This window comes from Arthrobacter sp. MMS24-S77, assembly GCF_054888235.1.
Map to the genome: position 1 here is coordinate 266,020 of NZ_JBTZRN010000001.1, position 21,454 is coordinate 287,473.

Genomic DNA, 21,454 nt, shown 5'->3' on the forward strand with positions numbered 1-21,454 from the left:
CTCTTTCCAAGTCTTTCATCTTTCGGTCTCCGAGACACCCGGGTGTCCTGCGTGACGGCACTGGGTTTCGGCGCCGCAGGCGGTACTGCCCGGGCTAGGGTTGAAGAGTGACTGACCGGCCCCAGAACCCTGCCCCTAGCGACTCCATTGCTGTCTCGCCTATCGACGGTGAGTCCGAAGCGAAACCGGAGGTCGGCGTCGGGCCCTGGGAAGGTGATTGGCCAGAAGGCGGGCACTGGGATCCGGACCTCCTGGCGGACGGCGACCGCCGCAACGTGGTGGACAAATACCGGTACTGGAAACACGAAGCGATCGTCGCGGACCTGGACGGCCACCGGCACGATTTCCACATTGCCATCGAGAACTGGCAACACGACCTCAACATCGGGACCGTGGTGCGTACCGCCAACGCGTTCCTCGCCAAGGAGGTCCACATCATCGGACGACGCCGGTGGAACCGCCGCGGAGCGATGGTCACCGACCGCTACCAGCACGTCCGCCACCACCCCACTGTGGAGGATTTCGTGGCATGGGCGCAAGGGGAGGGGCTGGCCATCATCGGCATCGACATCTTCCCGGATTCAGTGCCGCTGGAAACCTACGACCTTCCGCGCAACTGCGTCCTTGTGTTCGGGCAGGAAGGCCCCGGCCTGACTCCCGAGGTGCACGACGCCGCCGCCGCCACCTTGTCGATCGAGCAGTACGGTTCCACGCGTTCCATGAATGCGGCGTCGGCTGCGGCAATCGCGATGCACGCCTGGATCCGGCGGCACAACTTCGGACAGCGCGTGTCTTAAGGCAGCGCGTGTCTTAAGGGGGCACCTCCTAAGGGGCGCCGCAACAGTCCGCAAGTGTTACCCGTCTCCGTGACCGGAAACACGATGTCGGATTCTTCAGTCGCTAGGATGGTGCCTAGCCGTATAGGTCTACTCCAGGGTCAACAAAACCCACAGACGAAAATCAGCATAGGAGTCAGCATGCCCATCGCAACCCCAGAGATTTACTCCGAAATGATCGACCGCGCGAAGGCCGGCGGCTTCGCGTTCCCGGCAGTGAACGTCACGTCCTCGCAAACCCTGAATGCCGCCATCCGCGGCTTTGCCGAGGCCGAGTCGGACGGCATCATCCAGGTCTCCACCGGTGGTGCGGCTTACTGGTCCGGCGCATCCGTCAAGGACATGGTTGCCGGCTCCCTGGGCTTCGCCGCTTTCGCCCGCGAGGTCGCGAAGAACTACAACGTGAACATTGCCCTGCACACGGACCACTGCCCGCAGGACAAGCTGGCCGATTTCGTTCTTCCGCTGCTGGCTGCTTCCGAGGAAGCCGTCAAGGCCGGCAAGGACCCGATCTTCAACTCGCACATGTGGGACGGCTCGCACGAGACCCTCGAAGACAACCTGCGCATCGGCCGCGAGCTCCTGGAGCGTGCAGCTGCCGCCAAGATCATCCTCGAGGTTGAAATCGGCACGGTCGGCGGCGAGGAAGACGGCGTCGAGAACGAGATCAACGAGAAGCTCTACACCACCACCGCAGACGCCCTCGCCACCATCGAGGCACTCGGCGCCGGCGAGAACGGCCGCTACCTGACCGCCCTGACCTTCGGCAACGTCCACGGCGTGTACAAGCCGGGCAACGTCAAGCTCCGCCCCGAACTGCTCAAGCAGATCCAGGCCGAAGTCGGTGCCAAGATCGGCAAGACCAACCCGTTCGACCTCGTCTTCCACGGCGGCTCCGGCTCCACCGAGCAGGAAATCGCGGATGCCGTTTCCTACGGCGTCATCAAGATGAACATCGACACCGACACCCAGTACGCGTTCACGCGCCCGGTTGCCGGACACATGTTCGCCAACTACGACGGCGTCCTGAAGATCGACGGCGAAATGGGCAACAAGAAGACCTACGACCCCCGCGTCTGGGGCGCCTCCGCCGAGGCCGGCATGGCTGCCCGCATCGTGGAAGCCGCCAAGCAGCTCGGTTCGGTTGGCAAGACCTTCTAATGTCCGACGAATTCCGCAAGAACCTCATGGGCCCGGAGCCGACGCTCCTGCCTGCCGAGACCGAGGTGTACCAGCACCTTGCCTTGGGGCAGGAGGCCCTGGACCTCGTGGCCAAGTACCCCACGTCTTCGTTGCTGTGGGCGATCCTGGCCGAGGAAGCCTGGGCCGACGGCCGGACCATCGATTCCTACGCGTATTCCCGTGTCGGTTACCACCGTGGACTGGATTCACTGCGCCGCAACGGTTGGCGCGGCGTGGGGCCCATCCCGTGGGAGCACGAGCCCAACAGGGGATTCCTACGCGCCCTGTACTCGCTGGGCAGGGCCTCCGCCGCCATTGGCGAAGCTGAGGAACCGGAACGGATTGAGAAGTTCCTGAACGACTCCGATCCCGCCGCGAAGGCAGCGATCGAAGGCTAGGACAACTGAATTAAACGCCGACGGCGGCCGCGCACCGGGAAGGTGGGCGGCCGCCGTCGAACGTTGTGGCCGGTGCTCAGGCCACGCCAGGCTCGCTCGCAAACTGCTCAAGTACGGCGGCTCGCGCAATGTCGCTGACCGCACGGGCTTTATTCGAGAGCTGGGTCGGGTTAAGCGAGACCAAACACAGCTTCATCGGTCTTGTGGGGTCCTTGATCTCCAGAGGTACGATCCGTTTGCCCGTGTGAGTCTCGTACGTCAAGTGGCGGTGATGCAAGATTGAATACCCCAGATTGTTAGCCACATAGGAGCGGATCGTTTCATAGCTCTGCGAAGTGTGGAGGATGCGAGGGTTGAGTCCAAGTGCTGTGAAATATCCCAGGTACACCGAATAGGAGAATGGGGAGGAAAGGACCACCAGAGGTTCGTCTACCAGTTCGGCCAGGCTAACCGGGGACCCCGCACGAAGGGCCAGGCGGTGATCCTGGCTGACCACAATATGCGGATGGATCTCGCAGATCGCGTCGAAGGCAAAGGACCCCTCCAATTGCCGCTCGTACATGAGCGCCAGTTCGATGCGGCCATGGCTCAGATCCTCCGGGAGTGACCACATATCACCCTCGACGATATGGATCTTCAGCTCTGGATGCTTGAGCGCCGCGGCCTGCAGGATCGCCGGTGAATAAAACGGGGCGAGCGGCGCATGGATTCCGATGCTGACTTCACCACGCACCTCATCACTTTCGCCCCGAGCGATTTCACGAAGATGCTCCGTGGTGTCCAGAACCTGCCGGGCGGAGCTCAGAAGCCGACGCCCCGCGGGCGAGAGCGCCACGCCGCGACGCGGGATACGCAGAAAAAGCTCAATCCCGTAGGCCGCCTCCAAACGGGCAACCGCACTGGAGAGGGTTGATTGGGTGACGTTGAGTTCATCAGCGGCCCTGGTCATGCTCCCGTGCTTCGCCACGACCTGGAAATAGTGCAACTGCACCAGCGTGACATCGTGAGACATCCGTGGATCCTCCCTCCGCGTCCGCACCAACCCGGTGGCTATTGCCGTTCTCCGCACACTTTACATTGATTTATTCAATTCAAAGCAGCGAAAACATTTGTTGGACCGAATCTTCGCTTTCGAGCAGAGTTGTGATGGTCAGCACCTCGCATGGTGAGGTTCGTGTATTTGTTCCGCTAGGAGAAACATGGTTAAGAGATTGGAACCAAGGGGGGAACGATTGTCGGCCGGCAGGGCGAGCCCGTCGCAAAGAAAAGTCTTGGCAGGCGGAGCCATTGGCCAGTTCATTGAGTTCTACGATTTCAGCCTGTACGGCCTGACTGCGTTGGTGCTCGCCCGGCAATTCTTCCCGGCAGAGGCCGCAGCTACCGGGCTCATCGCAACGTTCGCCACCTTTGCTGTCGCATTTGTGGTGCGGCCGTTGGGCGGGGTGTTCTTCGGTGCGCTGGGTGACCGAATCGGTCGTCGCCCAGTGTTGTTCATTACGCTGCTGGGGATCGGCCTGGCCACTGTCGGGATAGGACTGCTGCCTGGGTATCAGAGCATCGGCATTGCTGCCCCGCTCTTATTGGTCTTCTTTCGGACGATTCAGGGCTTCTCCGCCGGAGGCGAATCAGTCGGTGCGCCCACGTTCGTGTTGGAACATGCCCCGAAGGAGCGACGCGGATACTGGCTGTGCATTACGATCGCGGCCACCGCCCTTCCGGGCGTCTTCGCTTCAGGGCTTATCCTGCTCATTTTGCAACTTGCCGGCCCGGAGTCGTACGAGGCCTGGGCATGGCGGATTCCGTTCCTGGCAGCCCTGCCACTGTCTTTTGTGGGCATCTGGATCCGCAAGCGGACCGAGGAGTCCGAGGAATTCAAGGCAATTCTCCAAGCTGGCGCCACAAAGGAGTACAGCCCGGTCCGGGAGGCCTTCCGCACCAACGGCACCAGAATGCTGCAGACGGCACTGATCTGCGGTCTGACCGCATTGTCGTTCTACTTTCTCTCCGGATACTTTGTTGCCTTCCTGCAGACCGAGGGGCACCTCAACCGCCAGGAGTCGCTGCTCATCAGCGCGGTGGTGATGACAACGTTGGCCCTTCTGACCCCGCTCTCAGGCAGGGCCAGCGACAAATTCGGTCGAAAACCGATGCTGACCGTCGGTGCGGCCATCATGACCGTGGCTGCGATCCCGGCCTTTGTCCTGATTACTAATGGCAATCCGTGGGTTGCCATGCTTGGCATGTTCCTCTTCGTCGCACCGTTGATCATCTACTCCAGCGGCAGCGCCACGATCTTCGTTGAGATTTTCTCCACCAAGTCCCGGTTCACCTCTGCCGCGATTAGTTACAACGTCAGCTATGCACTACTCGGCGGAACGGCTCCGATGGTGGGGACCTGGCTCGTGCAGGCCACCGGCTCGTCGCTGGCACCAGGCTTCTACTTGGCCGGGTATGCCTTGCTGGTGACCCTCGTGATGATTTTCGGAAGGGTGCCTGAGACCCATCCGCTTCTCGGCCGCCGGACGGACGTTGTGCCATCGCCCGCAGTCATATCCTCAGTTGCTTAATAGAAAGATTGATCTCCATGACTATCCAGACACTCAGGGTGAATCTGCTCGCCTTCAAGACCGCGAGCGAACTGCTTGATGGCTTCAGGGACGGGTCCGTCCGTCCCTCCAAGGTCCTTGATGCGCATTTTGAGCAGATCGACCGCACCAATGATTCCGCCGAACTGAAGATCAACGCACTCTCTGAAGAGATGCGTGATCAGGCCAGGGAGACTGCGGAGGCGGCCGACCAGCGCTACGAGCAAGCCGCGGGGAACGAGGGAGAGCTTCCGCCGCTGCTTGGCGTTCCGATTGTTTCCAAGGAGAAGCACGCAATCACGGGGCACCCCATTAGCCAAGGACTCGTCGCCCGCCAGAAGGATGTGGCTGCGGAGAACCACCCGGTGATCGATAGGGTCCTGGATGCCGGCGCCATTTTGCATGGGAGGACCACAACGCCGGAGTTCTCTTGTGCATCCGTGACACATTCGCGTTTGTGGGGAGTCACCCGCAATCCCTGGAACCTGCAAGCTGGTCCCGGTGGGTCCTCTGGCGGAGCAGGTGCGGCCCTGGCTTCCGGTATGTCTACCTTGGCCACAGCCAGCGACATCGGTGGTTCAACCCGGATTCCGGCAGGTTTCAACGGGCTCGTGGGCTACAAAGCCCCGTATGGACGAATCCCGGGCGCGGCGCCTTTGAACGCGGATTGGTACCGCAGCGATGGACCGATGGGCCGGAGCGTGCGCGACGTTGCGCTGCTCACCTCCGTGATGGCCGGACGGCATCCGCACGATCACACGACGTGGGGCCGCCACGGCGAGGACTACCTCCGCTCTGTCGGTCAGGGCGCCACGGGCGACCTGACCGGAGTTCGCATCGCGTATAGCCCCGATCTGGGTGACTACCCGGTGATGCCCTCGATCCGGAGGAACACCGACGCAATGATGGAGCGGGCCATTGGCGCCGGCGCCGAGGTCGTGAAAGTGGATGTGCGCCTTACGGTCCAGCAGATTCTTGACACCATTTTTGCCCATTTCGGCCACATCATGGGCAATGCGCTGTTCAAACAGGCCGATGGAACCGTAGAGGACCTCTCGCCCTACGCCCGCGAGTTCGTTCGATACTCTTCTGCGAAGGTCGAGAAATTCTCGTTGGTGGATTCGCTTCAGATGGACGCGGTGATCCAACATGAGATCGCACGGGTCATGGCCGGATTCGATGTGCTGATCACACCCACCCAAAGCGTTGAGATGCTGCCGGCAGATGGAAACTTCCTTGATGGAATGCATATCGAGGGCCGCTGGTTTGACAATTACATGGCGGCGCACATGACCATGCCCTTCAACACCGCGAATCGATGCCCGGTGATGGCCATTCCTTCCGGAATGTCTTCATGTGGCGTGCCAACGAGCCTGCAGGTAGTGGGGCATCCCTTTGACGAGCACACGGTCTTCAAGGTGAGTGCCGCGCTCGAGTCATTGAGCGTGCCGTTGGGCATCTCGCCGGTGATCGCTCCGGCAACCTGACGTACCCCTGCGGACCGTCGAACGTTATGGCTGGAGAGTTTGTGTGCAGATCGTGTCCCTCAAAGCGACCTTAAGGGACACGATCTGTGCCGAATTCGTTAGGACACTGGCGTGAGGCCTGTCCGGGCCATGGCCTCGGCGTAGGCGCCGTGGATGACGTCCAGGTACTCCTGCTGGCGTGCGGGGGAGCCGGCGAAGGAACGTCCGCCAAGCGAGCGGACCTTGAACGTCTTGAAACCGCGGCGGTGGATGCTCTGCGGGGCGGCTTTCATGAGCTGGTCTGCCAAGCGGTGCGCTTCATTGCCGTGGGCTACCAGCACTGACGTGCGCGGCACGATCGCCAGCAAGCGCAGGAGCGGCTTGAGGCCTTCGGTGATGTTGGCAGGAGTCAGCTTGCCCGGCTCTCCGTCCGGTTCGATCCAGGGGTACACGTTCCACGGCATCATGAGCTCCGGGCGCAGGCCCAGCTGCCACTGCATGCCCAGCAGCCGGGTGGCGGCTTCCTCGTCACCCGGGACAATGAAGCCCGAGCCCTCCGTGGTGCGGGTGTTGGAGAAAAGGCTGATGATGCGGCACTCGTCAACGCTGTGGGCGGGGTCTACATAGAGGACTTCGCTGCCCGGCTTCTGTTCTTTGAGGGAATCGCAAAGCCCCGTGACCTCGGCGATGTGGGGTTCGAAACGTCGGTTCCAGAGTTGCTCTTCGAGTGAATCAGTCGCCAGGTCTTGCATATGGGCTTGGGTCTCCTACGGGTAGCGAGGCGCACTTGTCCGGCCGGGAGCGGGTTGGCCGCGACCGGTCAGGTTGGGTGCTGTGTTGGGGGCTGGTTAACTGTACCGGAACGGCGGCGGCCTGTGGGGTGAATCGGGACTTCTGTGTTGGGTCTCTCGACGTCGGCAGCCGGCTTCCTGCATGATGCCGCGGCCGGGTTAACTGAAGCGGCGCCGTCTCGATAGTTCGAGACGGCGCCGTTCCGTAAGGCTTGCTACTGCTTGTTGTCGTTCCGGTCTTCGTTTTCCTTGGTGCGGGAAACCACGGTGCCGTTCGATTCGTTCAGGATGAGCTTGACGTCCCGCCCGTTGTCGAAGTTGAACATGGCGTTGATGGAGCCGGCCTTGGCGTCAGCCGACGAGTCGCCGATCTGGCCGGTGTGCCAGTTGTCCTCGATGAAGCGAAGAATGGAAGCCTGGTCAGTCTGGGTGTGGTCCACGAAGTTCTTCTTTGCGAAGGGTGAGATCACCACGAGCGGCTGGCGGGGGCCGGGACCGCAACGGTCGGCATAGCCTCCGGCCATGGGCACACCCTTGTTGTACGCGTTCAGGCACCACGCGGCGTCGTCCGTGGTGTTCGAGGAGTTCTTCACAGCAGCGGCAACGTGGTCATACCAGCCGTCCGAGTCATCGTAGGCAAGGATGACAGCAGTGTTTTCCCAGTTCTTCGAGTTCTGGATGGCGTTTACCTGCTGCGTGATGAACTTCTGCTCGTCCAGGGGATCGGAGTAGCCGGCGTGGCCGTCCTGGTAGTTTCCCGCCTTCAGGAAGGACACTGCGGGCATGTTGTCGGAGTTGACAACCTTGGCGAAGTCCGTGGTGTCGTACTGGTGGTTCGCCTGTCCGTTGTGCCCGATCTCGTCCACGCTGGCAGGGGCAAGATGGTGCGGGTTGGACGTTGACTTGTAGTACTGGAACGGCTGGTGGTGCGGGTTGTAGTCCGTCACCGTGGCGCCTGCGATGTTGGTGTGCGTGGTCATGCAAGCTGCCGGAGTGGTGTCCGTCGCCGCCGTCGTGGGGGCAAAGCCGCCCTGGAACCAGCCCCAGCTGACTCCCTTGTCGTTCAGCAGGTCACCGATGTTCTTGCCCTGCATGCCGGCGAGGTTGTTCTTGCTCGCGTGGCTCTTGTTGGAGCAGTCGTCGTAGACCGGATCCGGGTCTTCCGTCATGGTGCCTACGCCCTTGGCGTCAGGGAACTTGACCGTGTAGTCGCTGCTTGCCGGCTTGACCGGCTGTCCGTCCGCAGTGAACTCCGTGACGCCATGGGTCTGGCCGGACACCAAATTGAGTGCGCCAGGGCTGGACGGCCCGAAGACGGTGCTGAAGTGGGAATCGCTCATGGCGAAGTTCTGGGCGTAGTTCCAGATCCCCGTGACGGTGTTGCCGTCGTAGTAGTCCATGGTGAGTCCAGGGCGGCCGAACTGGCCGCCGGAACAGGTATCCATGCTGGTGTTCTCGACGAACTTGTTCATCAGGCCACCGTTGTAGGCCTTCTGCTCCGCGGTGTATTCGTGGTCCTGGTCGCACGTGATTGCCTGGCCAGGAGTCAGCCGCTGGGGCTGGGCCGAGTTGGGGTTGTTAGGGGCCAGCAGATTGTCGTGGGCAAGCGTGGAGATGTTCTTCGGAGTGCTCTTGGCTGCCGTGAACGTCGGAGCCGCCGCGCCGCTGCCTTGCTGGGTTTCACCAGGGGTGTTTGCTGCCTGCGGGTATGTCGCGAAGTAATGGTCAAAGGAGACGTTCTCGCCGAAAATCACCACGACGTGCTTGATGGGCGTCGCGGTTCCTTTGTGGTCGTCATTGGCCGAGGCCGAAGCGGGCGTCATACCGAACCCGATCATGCCGGCGGCGATCGTGGATGCTGCGAGGGCTGTCGCCCCGCTGGCCAGCAAGAAGCGCTTGTTTCGAGTTTTCATGGAATTCCCTTCAGGTCACGGGCAAGGCCCGCCCAACTGGCTCGCATTTGTTGTCGTTTAGACGGCTCATAACGACAACAAGTGCGAGTTAGTTGGGTGTGTTGGGGGTAAGGATTCACAAGAAATGTAGCCGCAAGGATGAGGCCTGATGGTCGATTTGCTCGCTCAGCACGGACTGTTTGGAAAGTGTTCACGTTCCCGCTGGCGGCTCCGTCGGGATGCTCGAAGCCGATTTCATGTCCTCTCCGGACGTGTGACACCAAGACCGGGAGGCGTATCGGCTAAACTTGGCTGGTAAGAGCCCCGGAACTCTTGCTGATCCCGCCGGTGAACTTTTGCGAAAGTCTGCGGGCAGGACCGAAAAGATTCGGGGCGTTCTCATGTACGGCGCTGAGCCTTGGTGATCCCGCCAGGACCGGCCCGAAAGAATGGGGAGGATCCCATGCCCGCTATCGTGATCGTCGGAGCCCAGTGGGGCGACGAAGGCAAAGGCAAAGCAACCGACCTGCTCGGTGGCCGCGTTGACTACGTGGTCAAGCCCAACGGCGGCAACAACGCCGGGCACACGGTCGTCGTCGGCGGTGAGAAGTATGAGCTCAAGCTCCTTCCTGCCGGCATTCTGAGCCCCAACGCGATTCCGATCATCGGCAACGGCTGCGTGGTGAACCTCGAGGCGCTGTTCCAGGAGATCGACGGCTTGGAAGCCCGTGGCGCGGACACGTCCCGTTTGCGCGTCTCAGCCAATGCCCACCTCGTGGCGCCGTACCACCAGGTGCTGGACAAGGTCACGGAGCGCTTCCTCGGCAGCCGCGCCATTGGCACTACCGGTCGAGGCATTGGCCCGGCCTACATGGACAAGGTGGCCCGCCTGGGTATCCGCGTCCAGGACGTCTTCGACGAATCGATCCTCCGCCAGAAGGTGGAAGGTTCGCTGCGCCAAAAGAACGAGCTCCTGGTCAAGGTCTACAACCGGCGCAACGTGGTGGTGGACGAGATCGTGGAGTATTTCCTGTCCTACGCCGAACGCCTGCGGCCCCTGGTCATTGACAGCACACTGGTCCTCAACAACGCGCTGGACGAGGGCAAGGTGGTCCTCATGGAAGGCGGCCAGGCCACGTTCCTGGACGTCGACCACGGCACGTACCCGTTCGTGACGTCCTCCAACCCCACTGCGGGCGGCGCGTCCGTTGGCTCGGGCATCGGACCCACCCGGATCTCGCGCTCCATCGGCATCATCAAGGCCTACACCACCCGTGTTGGCGCCGGTCCGTTCCCCACTGAGCTGTTCGACGAGATGGGCATGTACCTACAGAAGACCGGTGGCGAGTTCGGCGTCAACACCGGCCGTCCGCGCCGCTGCGGTTGGTACGACGCCGTCCTGGCGCGCCATGCTTCGCGCGTCAACGGTTTCACGGACTACTTCGTCACCAAGCTGGACGTGCTGACCGGCATCGAGCAGATCCCGGTCTGCGTGGCCTACGATGTCGACGGCGTCCGCCACGACGAAATGCCCATGACCCAGACCGAGTTCCACCACGCAGTGCCGATCTTTGAGTACTTCGATGGCTGGACCGAGGACATCACTGGCGCTAAGACCATTGAAGACCTCCCCGAGAACGCCCGCAGATACGTGCTGGCCCTCGAGAAGCTCTCCGGCACGCGGTTCTCCGCGATCGGCGTCGGCCCGGACCGCGACCAGACCATCGTGGTCCACGACCTCATAGAGGACTAGTCACCAAAGCCGAATTACGACGACGGCGGGTCGCCCTTTCCGGGGCGGGTCGCCGTCGTGGTTCCGGCTATTTGGAACCCAGTATCTTCCTGTTTCCGATCGATGACTTGAGCTGGACAAACGTGATGAGGGTGTCCAGCTGTTGGGTGCAAGGACCCTTGTTGGGTGTGCCAAGGATGGTGATCGTGATGGTCTCTGCGGTCTCGGCGATTCTTGCCCGGTTGGGAGCGCTGCACTCGAAATTTGAGGTCGTTAAGTACACCCGATTTTCTGCATCATCGATTCTGTTCAGCGTCCATGGCAGAGTTGGCGAGCCATCCTCGGGGCCTCTGTCGATGGGCATCCCAGCATTCGTGCTCGTTGGGGATGACTCTGGGTACGGCCCGGGCGCGTTTTGATCGCTCCGACCGCAGCCGAAAAGCGTCCCCGCGAGGCACAAACACGCGATCGAAGCAGCGGTGTGTGCGCCTCGCAAGGACGGTCTCTTAGTAGTGGGCAACCGATACTCCGAAAGTGCTGAGCACGTTGTTGATATGCGTGAAGTAAAGCTGGGTTCCATCGGCCGACCCGCCGCTGATTATGCCTGCCAACTGTGCCGATGATGCATTGTTTACGACGACGGGTCCTCCGCTGTCACCGTGTTGAACGAGCCTGTAAGGGGCGGTGGCCCGGTCTAGGCCGCACACTGTTACGTTGGTTCCGTTGTCATTGAGTATGGTGCAGATATTGACCAAGTCAACTGTTCCTCCGCACACAAACCCCGTAAATGATCCGTCGGAGCAGATTTGCGTCCCGTTACCAACTGCGGCAGCGCCCGTTATAGGCAGCGAGCTTGTCGAGGAAGTCCAGATGCTTGGTGCGTACGATCCTCCCGAAATCATTTCGCCGTCGATCCGTCCATTACCCCACTGCACGCTGGAAGCGGTTCCCATTGTGCCGGTTCGCCAGAGCTGGCCAGAGCCGTCGAGATACCCTTGCTCCCAAACTGTTCCTTGAGGTCCGCAGTGACCCGCTGTCGCCATGAAAACTGCGCCGCCTGTATAAACGCCACCGGCCGTGCATTGGCCGACCCACCAGGCCCCGCTTGAGTCCTGGTACGTTCGGTAGATGCGGTCGCCCCCGTAGTAAGGGGCGCTATCAACCAGTGGCGGGGCTGCGCTCGCGGCGGCTGAGGCCGCCACTGAGGAGGACTTCTTGTTACCAGCCACCCCAGTGGCCGTCGGCCTGGCCCCGACGCGGGTCTTCTTGTCCATTGTTGTTAGCGGGGCTTCCTTGGTTACGACCACGGGAACTCCGATTCGAGATTGTAGAAGGGCGCGTTCTTTCCCCTGAACCCTGCTTAGTCCGACGTGAAGTGTTCCGTTCTTCATGGACCAGAGCACCAGTGCCCCGCCGACGTGGTAACAAAAGTGAGTGCCGCAACTCCGAGGATCGCTGCAACTTTCCAGTTCTTCAAGTCATTCCCCCAATAGGAACCAGGATTCATCGTGACGGCGCCGTAGGAGAACCCCAAATCGTATGAACCTCTCTGACACAAGGACGACGCTGGAATCATCATGACGATAGCTGCGTCTTTCCGATTAAACAAGGAGGTTGTCCGGTTTTTTATTAATGAGCCGAGTTCGTTCGCCGTGCGCGCTTGCCACGCATACGCGTTGTTCGACATCGCGAAAGCAGCGTCGAAAAAATCTTTGGATTCCGCGTAACCCTTTGGGGTGCACCGGCGATTACCTCTTTGAAAGGCCGAGCTGAAATTTGTCCCCCATCAGGTTTCAGCTCGGCCCTTTTCATGTCTGAAAGGTTTCGTGGATGCACAAAGTCCAGGAGAGGCAAGCCTCTGGAACTGAAAGCTGGTCCTTGGGCATCATGGGAGCAACGGTTAAGCTAGGTGAGGTTGTCCGGCCGTGCGGCGTTTCGGCGGCAACGAGGATCCCGCTTGAATCCGGATATTTGTTCCCCAACGAAAGCCACGCTTCTGTGACCGACGCCTTGACCGATGCAGCCTTGCGCGCCCTTCAGGGCCGGGAAGCTGAACTGTTCAGCGCCGTGTACCAAGCCTTCGCGGGTCAGGTGCTCGGCTACTTGACAGCGAAGGGCGTCGCGGATCCGGAGGCCGTCACCCAGGACGTCTTTCTTGCCGTCCTGCCGCGTATTGAGACCATCACAGGCGGCGTCAATGGCTTGCGGACATTTGTATTTTCGGTAGCCCACGCCCGGATGGTGGATGACCATCGTCGGCAAAGCAGGGCACCGGAGCACCACGAGTTTGAACCGGAGCGTGACACTCGCCAGTCGAGTTCGGCGGAAGCCGAAGCGATGGACCGTGTGGCGCCCCAAGAAGTCATGGGCCTGCTGCGCCTCCTTCGGGAAGACCACCGCGAAGTCTTGTCACTTCGGATCGTCGCCGGTCTGACAGTGGACCAGGCAGCCGAAATCATGGGGAAAAGCCAAGGCGCGGTCAAGCAACTGCAGCGCCGGGCATTGAATGCACTCCGCGAGCACTCGGTAGTAAAGGAATACGTGGCCCCATGATGCGTTGGGATTGCAAGGACATTGACCGCGACGCGATCATCCAGGAGCTCATGCTCGAGGCTGGACTGACGGATGCTCCCGCGCTCACGGACTCCTTGAAAGCACTGGAATCGTTCGCGTCCATGCCTGCGCCGGTTCCCAGCGCCGCGCTTGCCGCAATGCTGGCAGGCCCCGGTGCTGGAGTTGGCCGCGTCGGCTACGTTGCCACGGCCGCCGGAATCGGCGCCGCCACTGGTGACCCTGCCGACGAACCTCCCCTCGATGAGCTTGGCAAGCGTCGTCAGCTGCGCAAGCATCGCCCCGCCGTCATTGGTGCTGCCGTCCTGACCGCCATGGGCCTGGGAATCGGGGGTGTTGCGGCCTCGAGTTCCGGATTCAGCAAGGGAACCCCCGATTTCATGCAGTCGCTGATCTCCGGCTGGGCGCCTGGCTGGACAACTGCTCCGCCATCGCTGGTACCTCCAGCCCCCGCTGGCGATTCCCCGAAGGTCACCACCCACCCGGCACCTGTCGATCTTCCTGCGCCTGCCGTGGCGCCGGAACCCGTGACCGCACCTGTCCCGGAAGCAGCCGTACCGCCTATGGTTGAGCCTTCCCCGGACGCAGTGGCGGCAGCGCCGGCGGATCCCGTAGGAGCGAAGGAGCCGCCGAAGCAAGGAGCCGCAGGACGGCCCGATTCGCCGAAGACGGTGCACACCGAGCCCAAGACGGATTCCCAAGGCCTACTCAAGCAGACCACGGACTCCTTGCCGAAGTGGAGCAGCAAGGAGTTCCAAGACGGACTGCAGCAGATCCTCCAGGAAAGCAAGGACGACCTCACGGCAAAGACCCAGGGAGCGTCCCTGCGCTGGCTCTTCGGGCTGGCCCGCTAGCCGCCCGAATTCGGCGCCTGGCCCGCCAACACGGCAATAATTCGGCCAAGGGGCCTGCAAGTCCACGGTAGTAGGCTTGGGTTATGACACACGTCAACGATCCGGCAGTCATTGACCGGCTTATGCGAACAAAGGGCCGCTGGGCAATCGTGGGACTTAGTACGAATGAGTGGCGGTCCGCGTTCGAAGTAGCGCTCTACATTCGCGACACCATGGGCATGGAGATCGTCCCGATCAACCAAAAGGGCGAAGACGTCCACGGCGAAACGGGCTACAAGTTCCTCGCCGACGTGCCTCTTGAGCAGCCCATCGACGTCGTCGACTGCTTTGTGAACTCCACGCGCGTTGGCGGCGTGGTGGACGAAGCGATTGCCGTGGGAGCGAAAGCCGTGTGGCTCCAGCTCGGCGTGATTGACGAAGAAGCGGCAGAGCGGGCTAAAGCGGCGGGCTTGGACGTGGTCATGAACGCTTGTCCGGCGCAGATGGGCTGGCGGAGCGACAACTAGCGTCGCTTTCTGTTAACCGGCCGCTGGTATGTTTCTGGGGCAACCACCCATTCGAGACCAGGATCCCCATGTGTGATGACCATTCCTCCACCGCCAGCCGCCGCGCCGCGCTTGGTCTCCTCGCGGGAACCCTCCTCGCTGGGCTCGGGGCGTGCGCGGCTCCCGGAAACCTGTCCGCCGAAAGCCCGACTGCGGTTCCCGGCAGTGCGGGCGCGGCGCCGTCGTCGTCGGGATCGCCAAGCACCACATCGAGCCCTACGCCGAGCCCGGGAGTCCCGAAGCGGCTCCGTCGCTCCTTTGTCCCGGACTTTACGCTGCCGCCTATCCAGGGTGGACTGGCTCCTGTGATCACCAAAATCCCCACGAAACATCCCGTGGTGTTCCTGACGATCGACGACGGACTGGTCAAGTCCCCGGAAAGCGTCCGCCTCCTCGCGGAGAACGACTATCCGGCCACACTCTTCCTGACGAGCAACACGGTCCGCGACAACCCCGCGTTCTTCAAGGCGTTCATGGCGCAGGGGAGCTTGGTGGAAAACCATACGGTGAGCCACAACGTCAACATGACCACCCAATGGGGTTACCAGCGGCAGTTGGACGACATCGCAGGCATGCAGGAATTCGCCGTCCAGCAGTATGGCCGCAAGCCCACCTTGTTCAGGCCGCCCGGGGGTGCCTACTCCACTGCTATGAGGCAAGCCGTGGCTGCCGCAGGCCTGAAGGCGATCGTTACTTGGGAGGCCAAGGCCAATGCCGGGCGCATGGACTACCAATACGGCAATTCCCTGCGGCCCGGCGACATCGTGCTGATGCATTTCCGTCCCGAATTCGCGGCCGATTTTGAGGCATTCCGTTCCGCGCAAGTCGCCGCCGGACTCGAAGTGGTGCTCCTGGAGGACTTCCTGGGCGTTGCGTGAGGCCGGGTCTCGGTTAGTCTCAGTGCATGGATGCTGCCACCCTTCGCCGAATCTGCCTGGGCTTCCCCGGGGTTTTTGAGGACTTCCCCTTCGGCCCGGAAACTTCGGTTTTCAAGGTCCGTTCCGCCGTGTCCGGGGGAGCCAAACAGGAAGGCAAGATGTTCGCAGCCTCCGGCATGGATGACCGGAACCTGGCGGTGAGCCTTAAACGCGATCCTTCCTTGGCTGTGCAATTGCGCGCGGCCCATCCGGAAATCACCGGCGCCTGGCATATGAACAAGACGCACTGGAATGGCGTGCGCTTGGACGGCGCCCTGCCGGACACCATGGTCCGGGACATGGTGGAGGACTCGTATGACCTCGTAGTTTCGTCGTTGAGCCGCAAGCAGCAGGAACAGCTGGGCTGGGCCCGCCTCGCCAGGGACTGACACGCGGACCCCGTCCACTGCTTGGGCTAGATTGTGAGTGCACCGCACCTTCCAGTGCCCCTAAGCAATCAGGAGGAGCCAGATGCTTGAACAAAAGACCCTCGATGACCTGTGGAATTTTGAGGACCCCGCCCTGTCGGAAACCCGTTTCCGCGAAGCCATGGCGGATCCTGCCTACGATGCTTTTGAACGGGCCGAGCTCGCCACCCAATTAGGCCGGGCCATCGGCCTGCAGGGGCGCTTCGAGGAGGCGGATGCCCTCCTGGACGGGATCGATGCCGAGGAGGAGCCGACCCTTGCGGTGCGGATTCTCCTGGAACGGGGCCGCTTGCTCAACTCTGCGGGCCACCCGGCCATGGCGGTTCCGCTCTTTGAGCAGGCTGCCGAACTGGGGGACCTGTTGGGCGAAGATTTCCTGGCCGTGGACGCGCTTCATATGCTGGCCATCGCGGACTCCGGCCACCAAGAATCGTGGACGCGCAGTGCGCTTGAGTATGCCTCCGCCGTCGAGGATCCCCGCACCAAACGGTGGATGGTTTCGCTGCACAACAACCTCGGTTGGGCAATGTACGACGACGGTCGCCGCACCGAGGCGATGGTGGAGTTCCAGCTCGCTGAGCAGTGGGCTGAGCGGGTAGGAACCGAGCAACAGCGGCAATGGGCGCGCGAGGCCGTTGACGAGTGCGCAAAATCCTTGAATTTACGGGGCTAAACAGGCCAAACGACCCCTCCGGAGCGACGTTTTCGTCAGATCACATTTTGACAAAAGTTGATTGAAACTGCCCTCAAATATTGCTTTTCAATCATTCGTGGTGAAGTATGTCACACGAAGGGCGCGTCGCAGCGGCGGTGCCCGGACCGATCGACTGCCGGCCGAGGCGCCGTCAGAGTCGGTACTACGAGTCTCTGGAGGGTTTTAGGATGAACGTTCAGCAGCAGTCCTTTGCACGTCGTGGTTTCCTCCGCGGCGCGCTTGCCGCGGCCGTGCTTGTGCCGTTGGCCGGCTCGATGGCCTCCTGCGCAGCCGGTGGCGGCGGAGGAACCACCGGTCCTACGGGGACCGTTTCGGATGCCAACCCGTTCGGTATGGCAGATAAGTCCACCGTTGACGCAGTGATCTTCAAGGGCGGCTACGGAATCGACTATGTCGACTTCGCGGGCAAAGCCTTCGAAAGCGCACATTCGGGTTCCACCGCCAAGATTGCGCCCTCGACGGACATCGCGCAGGAACTCCAGCCACGATTCGTCGGAGGCAACCCGCCGGACTTGATCGACAACTCCGGCGCCAAGGCGATCGGCTTCAGCGCCATCTTGCCGCAGCTTGAAGACCTCACCAGCGTCATTAACGCCAAGAACCTTGAAGGCAAGGTCATCAAGGACACCCTCTACGGCGGTGTGCTTGCCCCGGGTACGTTCGAAGGCAAGCTGGCTGCCTTGAACTACGTGCTGACCGTTTACGCCATGTGGTACTCGGATTCATTCTTGAAGGACAACGGCTGGACCGTACCGAAGACCTGGGATGACATGTACGCCCTTGGTGAGCAGGCCAAGGCCAAGGGCAAGTACCTGTTCGTCTGGGGCAAGGAAGCGGCTACCTACTACCAGGAAATGGCCATCGCTTCCGCCATCAAGGAAGGCGGACACGACGTCCGCCTGGGGCTTGAAAACCTGAAGGCAGATTGCTGGTCCCACCCGGCCATCCAGAGCGTCTTCAAGGCATTGGACAAGATCGTCAAGGCGGGCCACTTCAAGCCAGGTGGCTCGGGTACGCAGTTCACGGCAGCCCAAGCGCAGTGGAGCAACGCCCAAGAAGCCGTCTTCTACCCGTCCGGTTCGTGGATCGAAAACGAGATGAAGGACCAGACCAAGTCCGGATTCAAGATGACCGGTGTTCCGATTCCCACGGTGACATCGGGATCCAAGCTTCCTTACGAGGCAATGCACAGCGCTTCCGGCGAGCCGTTCATTGTTCCTTCGCAGGGCAAGAACGTTGCCGGCGGCAAAGAATTGCTGCGTGTCATGCTGTCCAAGGAAGCGGCCACCAACTTCGCCAAGACCAAGCTCGCCCCCACCATCGTCAAGGACACTGTTCCCGCAGATGGCTTCGGCTCCACTGCACTGGTTTCCCAGACCACCCTGCTTAACGCGGCTGGATCGAACATCTTCACCTGGAACTTTGTCGACCTCTACGGGATGAACAAGGACCAGTTGGTTGTTTGGAACACCTTCCTGGACGGCAAGTCCGACGTCGGCACGCTGACTGCCGACCTGCAGAAGATCACTGACAAGGTCCGCAACGACAGCTCGGTGACAAAGATTGAAGTGAAGTGACTCAAGTGAAAACCCGAACGAGCCGGAACGACGGCGGCCTGACCGCCGTCGTTCCGGAAAGTGCTCCACCAGTGGTCAGGCGGAGGCGCAGGCCCCTAACCTGGGACAAGGTCAGCTTCTTCGCAGTGTTCCTTGGCCTTCCGCTGGCTATCTACCTTGCGTTTGTCATTTGGCCCTTCATCCAGGCCTTTGGCTACTCCATGACCGACTGGTCGGGGTTCTCAGCCAAGCAAAACTTCATCGGCTTCGAGAATTACCGCAAGATCTTCACGGACGACATCTTCATGAAGGCTTTGGGCAATAACATCCTCCTGGTGATCTTCCTACCGATCATCACCATCATCCTCAGCCTGGTGCTGGCAACCTTGGTAACCGTGGGAGGCAGCAGCAAAGGCCAGATCAAGGGCCTCAAGAATTCCAGCTTCTACAGGGTTGTGTCCTTCTTCCCGTACACGATCCCGGCTATCGCCATCGGCATCATGTGGGGACAGATCTACGATCCTTCCGGCGGCCTGCTGAACGGTATGCTGACGTCCCTGGGGCTGGACCAGTTCAAGTCTTACGCCTGGCTGGGTGACAAGAGCACCGCCATGGTCGCCACGATGTTCGTGATCGTGTGGGGTTTTGTTGGCTTCTACATGGTGCTGTTCGTGGCAGGCATCAAGGGCATTCCGGCTGAAACCTTTGAAGCTGCACGTATTGACGGGGCAGGGCGTTTTCGTACGGCCGTCTCAATCACCATCCCGCTCATCCGCGACAACATCCAGACCGCCTACATCTACATGGGCATTCTTGCCTTGGACGCTTTTGTCTACATGGCTGCGCTTAATCCCGGCGGTGGTCCGGACAACTCCACGTTGGTCATGGCCCAGCAGCTCTTCTTTACCGCTTTCACCAAGAGCCAGTTCGGCCTGGCCAGCGCCATGGGCGTTGTGCTCGCAATAGCCACGCTGATTTTCTCGGGCCTCGTGTTCCTCGTGAACAGGATCACTGGCGGCGACAAGGATGTGTCCAACTAATGACCAGCAAACTCGCCTCAGAGCAGCGCACCTCGTTGCACTTCAACCCGCGCAAGACGTCCGCGACCACCAGCGACAAGGTGGTGGGCGCGGTTTCGCACACGGCCCTGACCATCTGGTCGCTCATCGTGATTCTTCCCTTGCTGTGGACCTTCATGTCCTCCTTCAAGACATCGAGCGAGATCTTTGCCTCGCCGTTCGCCTTGCCCTCGCAGTGGCGGTTCGACAACTACGTCCGCGCCTGGTCCGAAGCCGGCATTGGAAGCTACTTCCTGAACTCGGTCATTGTGGTGGGTTCGGCCCTGGTAATCGTCATGGTCCTGGGCGCAATGTGCGCCTATGTCCTGGCGCGCTACACCTTCCCAGGCAGCAGGGCCATCTACTACCTGATGCTTGCCGGGCTGACCTTCCCGATCTTCCTGGCCATGGTCCCGCTGTTCTTCGTCATGAAGAACCTCGGCCTGCTCAATACCCTGCCGGGGCTCATACTTGTGTACGTTGGCTTCGCGCTGCCGTTCACAGTGTTCTTCCTCTTCTCCTTCTTCAAGTCCTTGCCCTTCGAAATCGGCGAGGCAGCCTCCTTGGACGGAGCGGGCGAGTGGCGGACGTTCTTCCAGGTCATGTTGCCGATGGCCAAGCCAGGACTCGCCTCCGTGGCCATCTTCAACTTCCTGGGCCTGTGGAACCAATTCCTGATTCCGGTGGCGATCAATGCAGCCGGGCCGCGCGTGCTGTCCCAAGGGCTGGCTGCCTTCGCTGGCCAGATGGGTTATGCAGTGGACTTCGGCGCCTTGTTCGCTGCGGTCACGGTCACCGTGGTGCCGGTGCTGATCGTCTACATCATCTTCCAGCGTCAGCTTCAAGGCTCTGTGTCGCAGGGTACGTCCAAGTAGCACAACCAAGTTAATAAGCGCCCGACGGCGGTTCTCACCTTTTGGTGAGGGCCGCCGTCGGGCGTTTCTTTCAGCGGCTGCTGCCGGCGTCGCGGCGCGGGCCGCCGCCTCAGAGCCGCCTCAGAGCCGCTGATAACGGGAACGGAACAGGGAGAAGACCCCGTAGGCCATGAGTCCAAGGCTCACAAACACCAGCACCCATCCGCCAAAGGGTTGCTTCAAGAAGGCCTTGAGTGCCGAGTCGAGCCCGCCTTGTTGGGAAGGGTCGTGGGCCACTGTGGCAATCAGAACGAGCAGCCCGACGGCGCCGAGGGCTACCCCTTTCGCGCAGTAGCCCACCACGCCCAGCACCGTGAACGCATCTCCCAGGAGCCCGGACGGTTTTCCGCGCAGGTTCTTTTCGTACCTGCGTGTGATCCCCAAGAAGATGTAGGTGCCAGCGGCTGCCAGCAACGCCGCCCCGACGATCACCAGGAGAACAGTACCTGCGGGGCTGGACATGAGGTCTGCGCTGACCGTACGGGATTTCTCGCTGCTACTGCTCGGACGGCTGAGCGCGAAACTGCCGAACGTCACCGCGGCCGCGGCGAAGACAATCGCCTGCCCGGCTGCCTTGAGCCGTTTCAGCCAGCGCTTGGAGCCGCCGTGCCCGCTCCACCCCATCACGGCGTCGCTCGCCATGTAGAGCGCGAGTACTGCGCAGGCCACCAGACCCGCCCACAGAAGGACGGCCCCGCCGGGCGTGGCAGCCATCTGACCCACCGCTCCGCTTTGGTCGGCCTGCCCCGATTCGCCAAACGCGATCCGCAGGGCGATGATCCCGATCAAGAGGTGGATCAGCCCTAAGGCAACAAAGCCGGCCCGCGCCACTGCCCGGACGGCCCGTGAATCCTTGGCGTCTTCGACGGCGTCACCCACCGAATCTGCGCCTCGGGACACTGGGTTGCCTGCTTTGTTCATATGATCGCCTGTGCCCACGGAGCTCCTTTGGTCTGCCCTTCATCTTGCCACCGCTGGCTCCCGGAAGGGAGGGAATGCGGCTACTCGATACCA

The 21,454-nt window shown here is 61.4% G+C and carries 20 protein-coding genes; 15 read left to right on the forward strand and 5 right to left on the reverse strand.

Going from position 1 to position 21,454, the window contains the following annotated elements; translation table 11 throughout:
- Positions 1-107: 107 nt before the first annotated feature.
- From ACX5I4_RS01300 to ACX5I4_RS01310, 3 genes are all read left to right on the forward strand, one after another.
- On the forward strand, positions 108-797 hold the full coding sequence (locus tag ACX5I4_RS01300; RefSeq protein ID WP_461835061.1) for a TrmH family RNA methyltransferase: 690 nt from the start codon (positions 108-110) through the stop codon (positions 795-797).
- A 108-nt stretch (positions 798-905) separates the two neighbouring features.
- Positions 906-1,997: a class II fructose-bisphosphate aldolase gene (gene fbaA, locus ACX5I4_RS01305; RefSeq protein WP_461835062.1), complete on the forward strand. Its 1,092-nt coding sequence runs from the start codon at positions 906-908 to the stop codon at positions 1,995-1,997.
- Positions 1,997-2,416, forward strand: a complete 420-nt coding sequence (locus tag ACX5I4_RS01310) for a DUF3151 domain-containing protein (protein WP_059388503.1) — start codon at positions 1,997-1,999, stop codon at positions 2,414-2,416. Before fbaA ends, ACX5I4_RS01310 begins: the two co-directional genes overlap by 1 nt.
- 76 nt (positions 2,417-2,492) lie before the next feature.
- On the opposite strand, the gene ACX5I4_RS01315 is transcribed toward ACX5I4_RS01310, so the two are convergent.
- Positions 2,493-3,428, reverse strand: a complete 936-nt coding sequence (locus ACX5I4_RS01315; protein WP_461835063.1) for a LysR family transcriptional regulator — start codon at positions 3,426-3,428, stop codon at positions 2,493-2,495.
- 259 nt (positions 3,429-3,687) lie between these two features.
- Here ACX5I4_RS01315 and ACX5I4_RS01320 point away from each other — a divergent pair, with 259 nt between their 5' ends.
- The gene (locus tag ACX5I4_RS01320; RefSeq protein ID WP_461835064.1) at positions 3,688-4,983 is read left to right on the forward strand and encodes an MFS transporter; all 1,296 of its coding nucleotides are present in this window, start codon (positions 3,688-3,690) and stop codon (positions 4,981-4,983) included.
- 17 nt (positions 4,984-5,000) lie between these two features.
- On the forward strand, positions 5,001-6,488 hold the full coding sequence (locus ACX5I4_RS01325) for an amidase (RefSeq protein WP_461835065.1): 1,488 nt from the start codon (positions 5,001-5,003) through the stop codon (positions 6,486-6,488).
- A 98-nt stretch (positions 6,489-6,586) separates the two neighbouring features.
- Here the strand turns inward: ACX5I4_RS01325 and ACX5I4_RS01330 are convergent, their stop codons facing one another.
- On the reverse strand, positions 6,587-7,219 hold the full coding sequence (locus tag ACX5I4_RS01330) for a uracil-DNA glycosylase family protein (protein ID WP_461835066.1): 633 nt from the start codon (positions 7,217-7,219) through the stop codon (positions 6,587-6,589).
- Positions 7,220-7,473: 254 nt separating this feature from the next.
- Positions 7,474-9,171, reverse strand: a complete 1,698-nt coding sequence (locus ACX5I4_RS01335) for a phospholipase C (RefSeq protein ID WP_461835067.1) — start codon at positions 9,169-9,171, stop codon at positions 7,474-7,476.
- 442 nt (positions 9,172-9,613) lie between these two features.
- On the opposite strand from ACX5I4_RS01335, the gene ACX5I4_RS01340 reads away from it, so the two are divergent.
- Positions 9,614-10,903, forward strand: coding sequence for an adenylosuccinate synthase (locus tag ACX5I4_RS01340; RefSeq protein WP_345449549.1), 1,290 nt, complete (start codon positions 9,614-9,616; stop codon positions 10,901-10,903).
- Between the two features lie 67 nt (positions 10,904-10,970).
- On the opposite strand, the gene ACX5I4_RS01345 is transcribed toward ACX5I4_RS01340, so the two are convergent.
- A complete protein-coding gene (locus tag ACX5I4_RS01345; RefSeq protein WP_461835068.1) occupies positions 10,971-11,165 on the reverse strand; it encodes a hypothetical protein in 195 nt (64 codons plus the stop codon).
- 1,715 nt (positions 11,166-12,880) lie between these two features.
- Here ACX5I4_RS01345 and ACX5I4_RS01350 point away from each other — a divergent pair.
- From ACX5I4_RS01350 to ACX5I4_RS01390, 9 genes are all read left to right on the forward strand, one after another.
- Positions 12,881-13,435, forward strand: coding sequence for an RNA polymerase sigma factor (locus ACX5I4_RS01350; RefSeq protein WP_461835069.1), 555 nt, complete (start codon positions 12,881-12,883; stop codon positions 13,433-13,435).
- Positions 13,432-14,307 (forward strand): hypothetical protein, encoded by an 876-nt coding sequence (locus ACX5I4_RS01355; protein WP_461835070.1) that lies wholly within the window; start codon positions 13,432-13,434, stop codon positions 14,305-14,307. The genes ACX5I4_RS01350 and ACX5I4_RS01355 overlap by 4 nt, the downstream gene beginning before the upstream one ends.
- 83 nt (positions 14,308-14,390) lie before the next feature.
- Entirely contained in the window at positions 14,391-14,813 is a 423-nt protein-coding gene (locus ACX5I4_RS01360) for a CoA-binding protein (protein WP_461835071.1), read from the forward strand.
- 68 nt (positions 14,814-14,881) lie between these two features.
- The gene (locus ACX5I4_RS01365; RefSeq protein ID WP_461835072.1) at positions 14,882-15,730 is read left to right on the forward strand and encodes a polysaccharide deacetylase family protein; all 849 of its coding nucleotides are present in this window, start codon (positions 14,882-14,884) and stop codon (positions 15,728-15,730) included.
- A gap of 26 nt (positions 15,731-15,756) precedes the next feature.
- Positions 15,757-16,158 carry an MmcQ/YjbR family DNA-binding protein gene (locus tag ACX5I4_RS01370; protein WP_461835073.1) on the forward strand — a complete coding sequence of 134 codons (402 nt, stop codon included), beginning with the start codon at positions 15,757-15,759 and terminating at the stop codon, positions 16,156-16,158.
- Between the two features lie 82 nt (positions 16,159-16,240).
- The gene (locus tag ACX5I4_RS01375; RefSeq protein WP_461835074.1) at positions 16,241-16,870 is read left to right on the forward strand and encodes a hypothetical protein; all 630 of its coding nucleotides are present in this window, start codon (positions 16,241-16,243) and stop codon (positions 16,868-16,870) included.
- Between the two features lie 209 nt (positions 16,871-17,079).
- A complete protein-coding gene (gene ngcE / locus ACX5I4_RS01380; protein WP_461835075.1) occupies positions 17,080-18,489 on the forward strand; it encodes an N-acetylglucosamine/diacetylchitobiose ABC transporter substrate-binding protein in 1,410 nt (469 codons plus the stop codon).
- A 5-nt stretch (positions 18,490-18,494) separates the two neighbouring features.
- Positions 18,495-19,508, forward strand: coding sequence for a carbohydrate ABC transporter permease (locus ACX5I4_RS01385; protein WP_461835076.1), 1,014 nt, complete (start codon positions 18,495-18,497; stop codon positions 19,506-19,508).
- Positions 19,508-20,401, forward strand: a complete 894-nt coding sequence (locus ACX5I4_RS01390) for a carbohydrate ABC transporter permease (RefSeq protein WP_461835077.1) — start codon at positions 19,508-19,510, stop codon at positions 20,399-20,401. The genes ACX5I4_RS01385 and ACX5I4_RS01390 overlap by 1 nt, the downstream gene beginning before the upstream one ends.
- A 120-nt stretch (positions 20,402-20,521) precedes the next feature.
- Here ACX5I4_RS01390 and ACX5I4_RS01395 read toward each other — a convergent pair whose 3' ends face one another.
- The gene (locus tag ACX5I4_RS01395; protein ID WP_461835078.1) at positions 20,522-21,379 is read right to left on the reverse strand and encodes a DUF1206 domain-containing protein; all 858 of its coding nucleotides are present in this window, start codon (positions 21,377-21,379) and stop codon (positions 20,522-20,524) included.
- Positions 21,380-21,454: the final 75 nt, after the last annotated feature.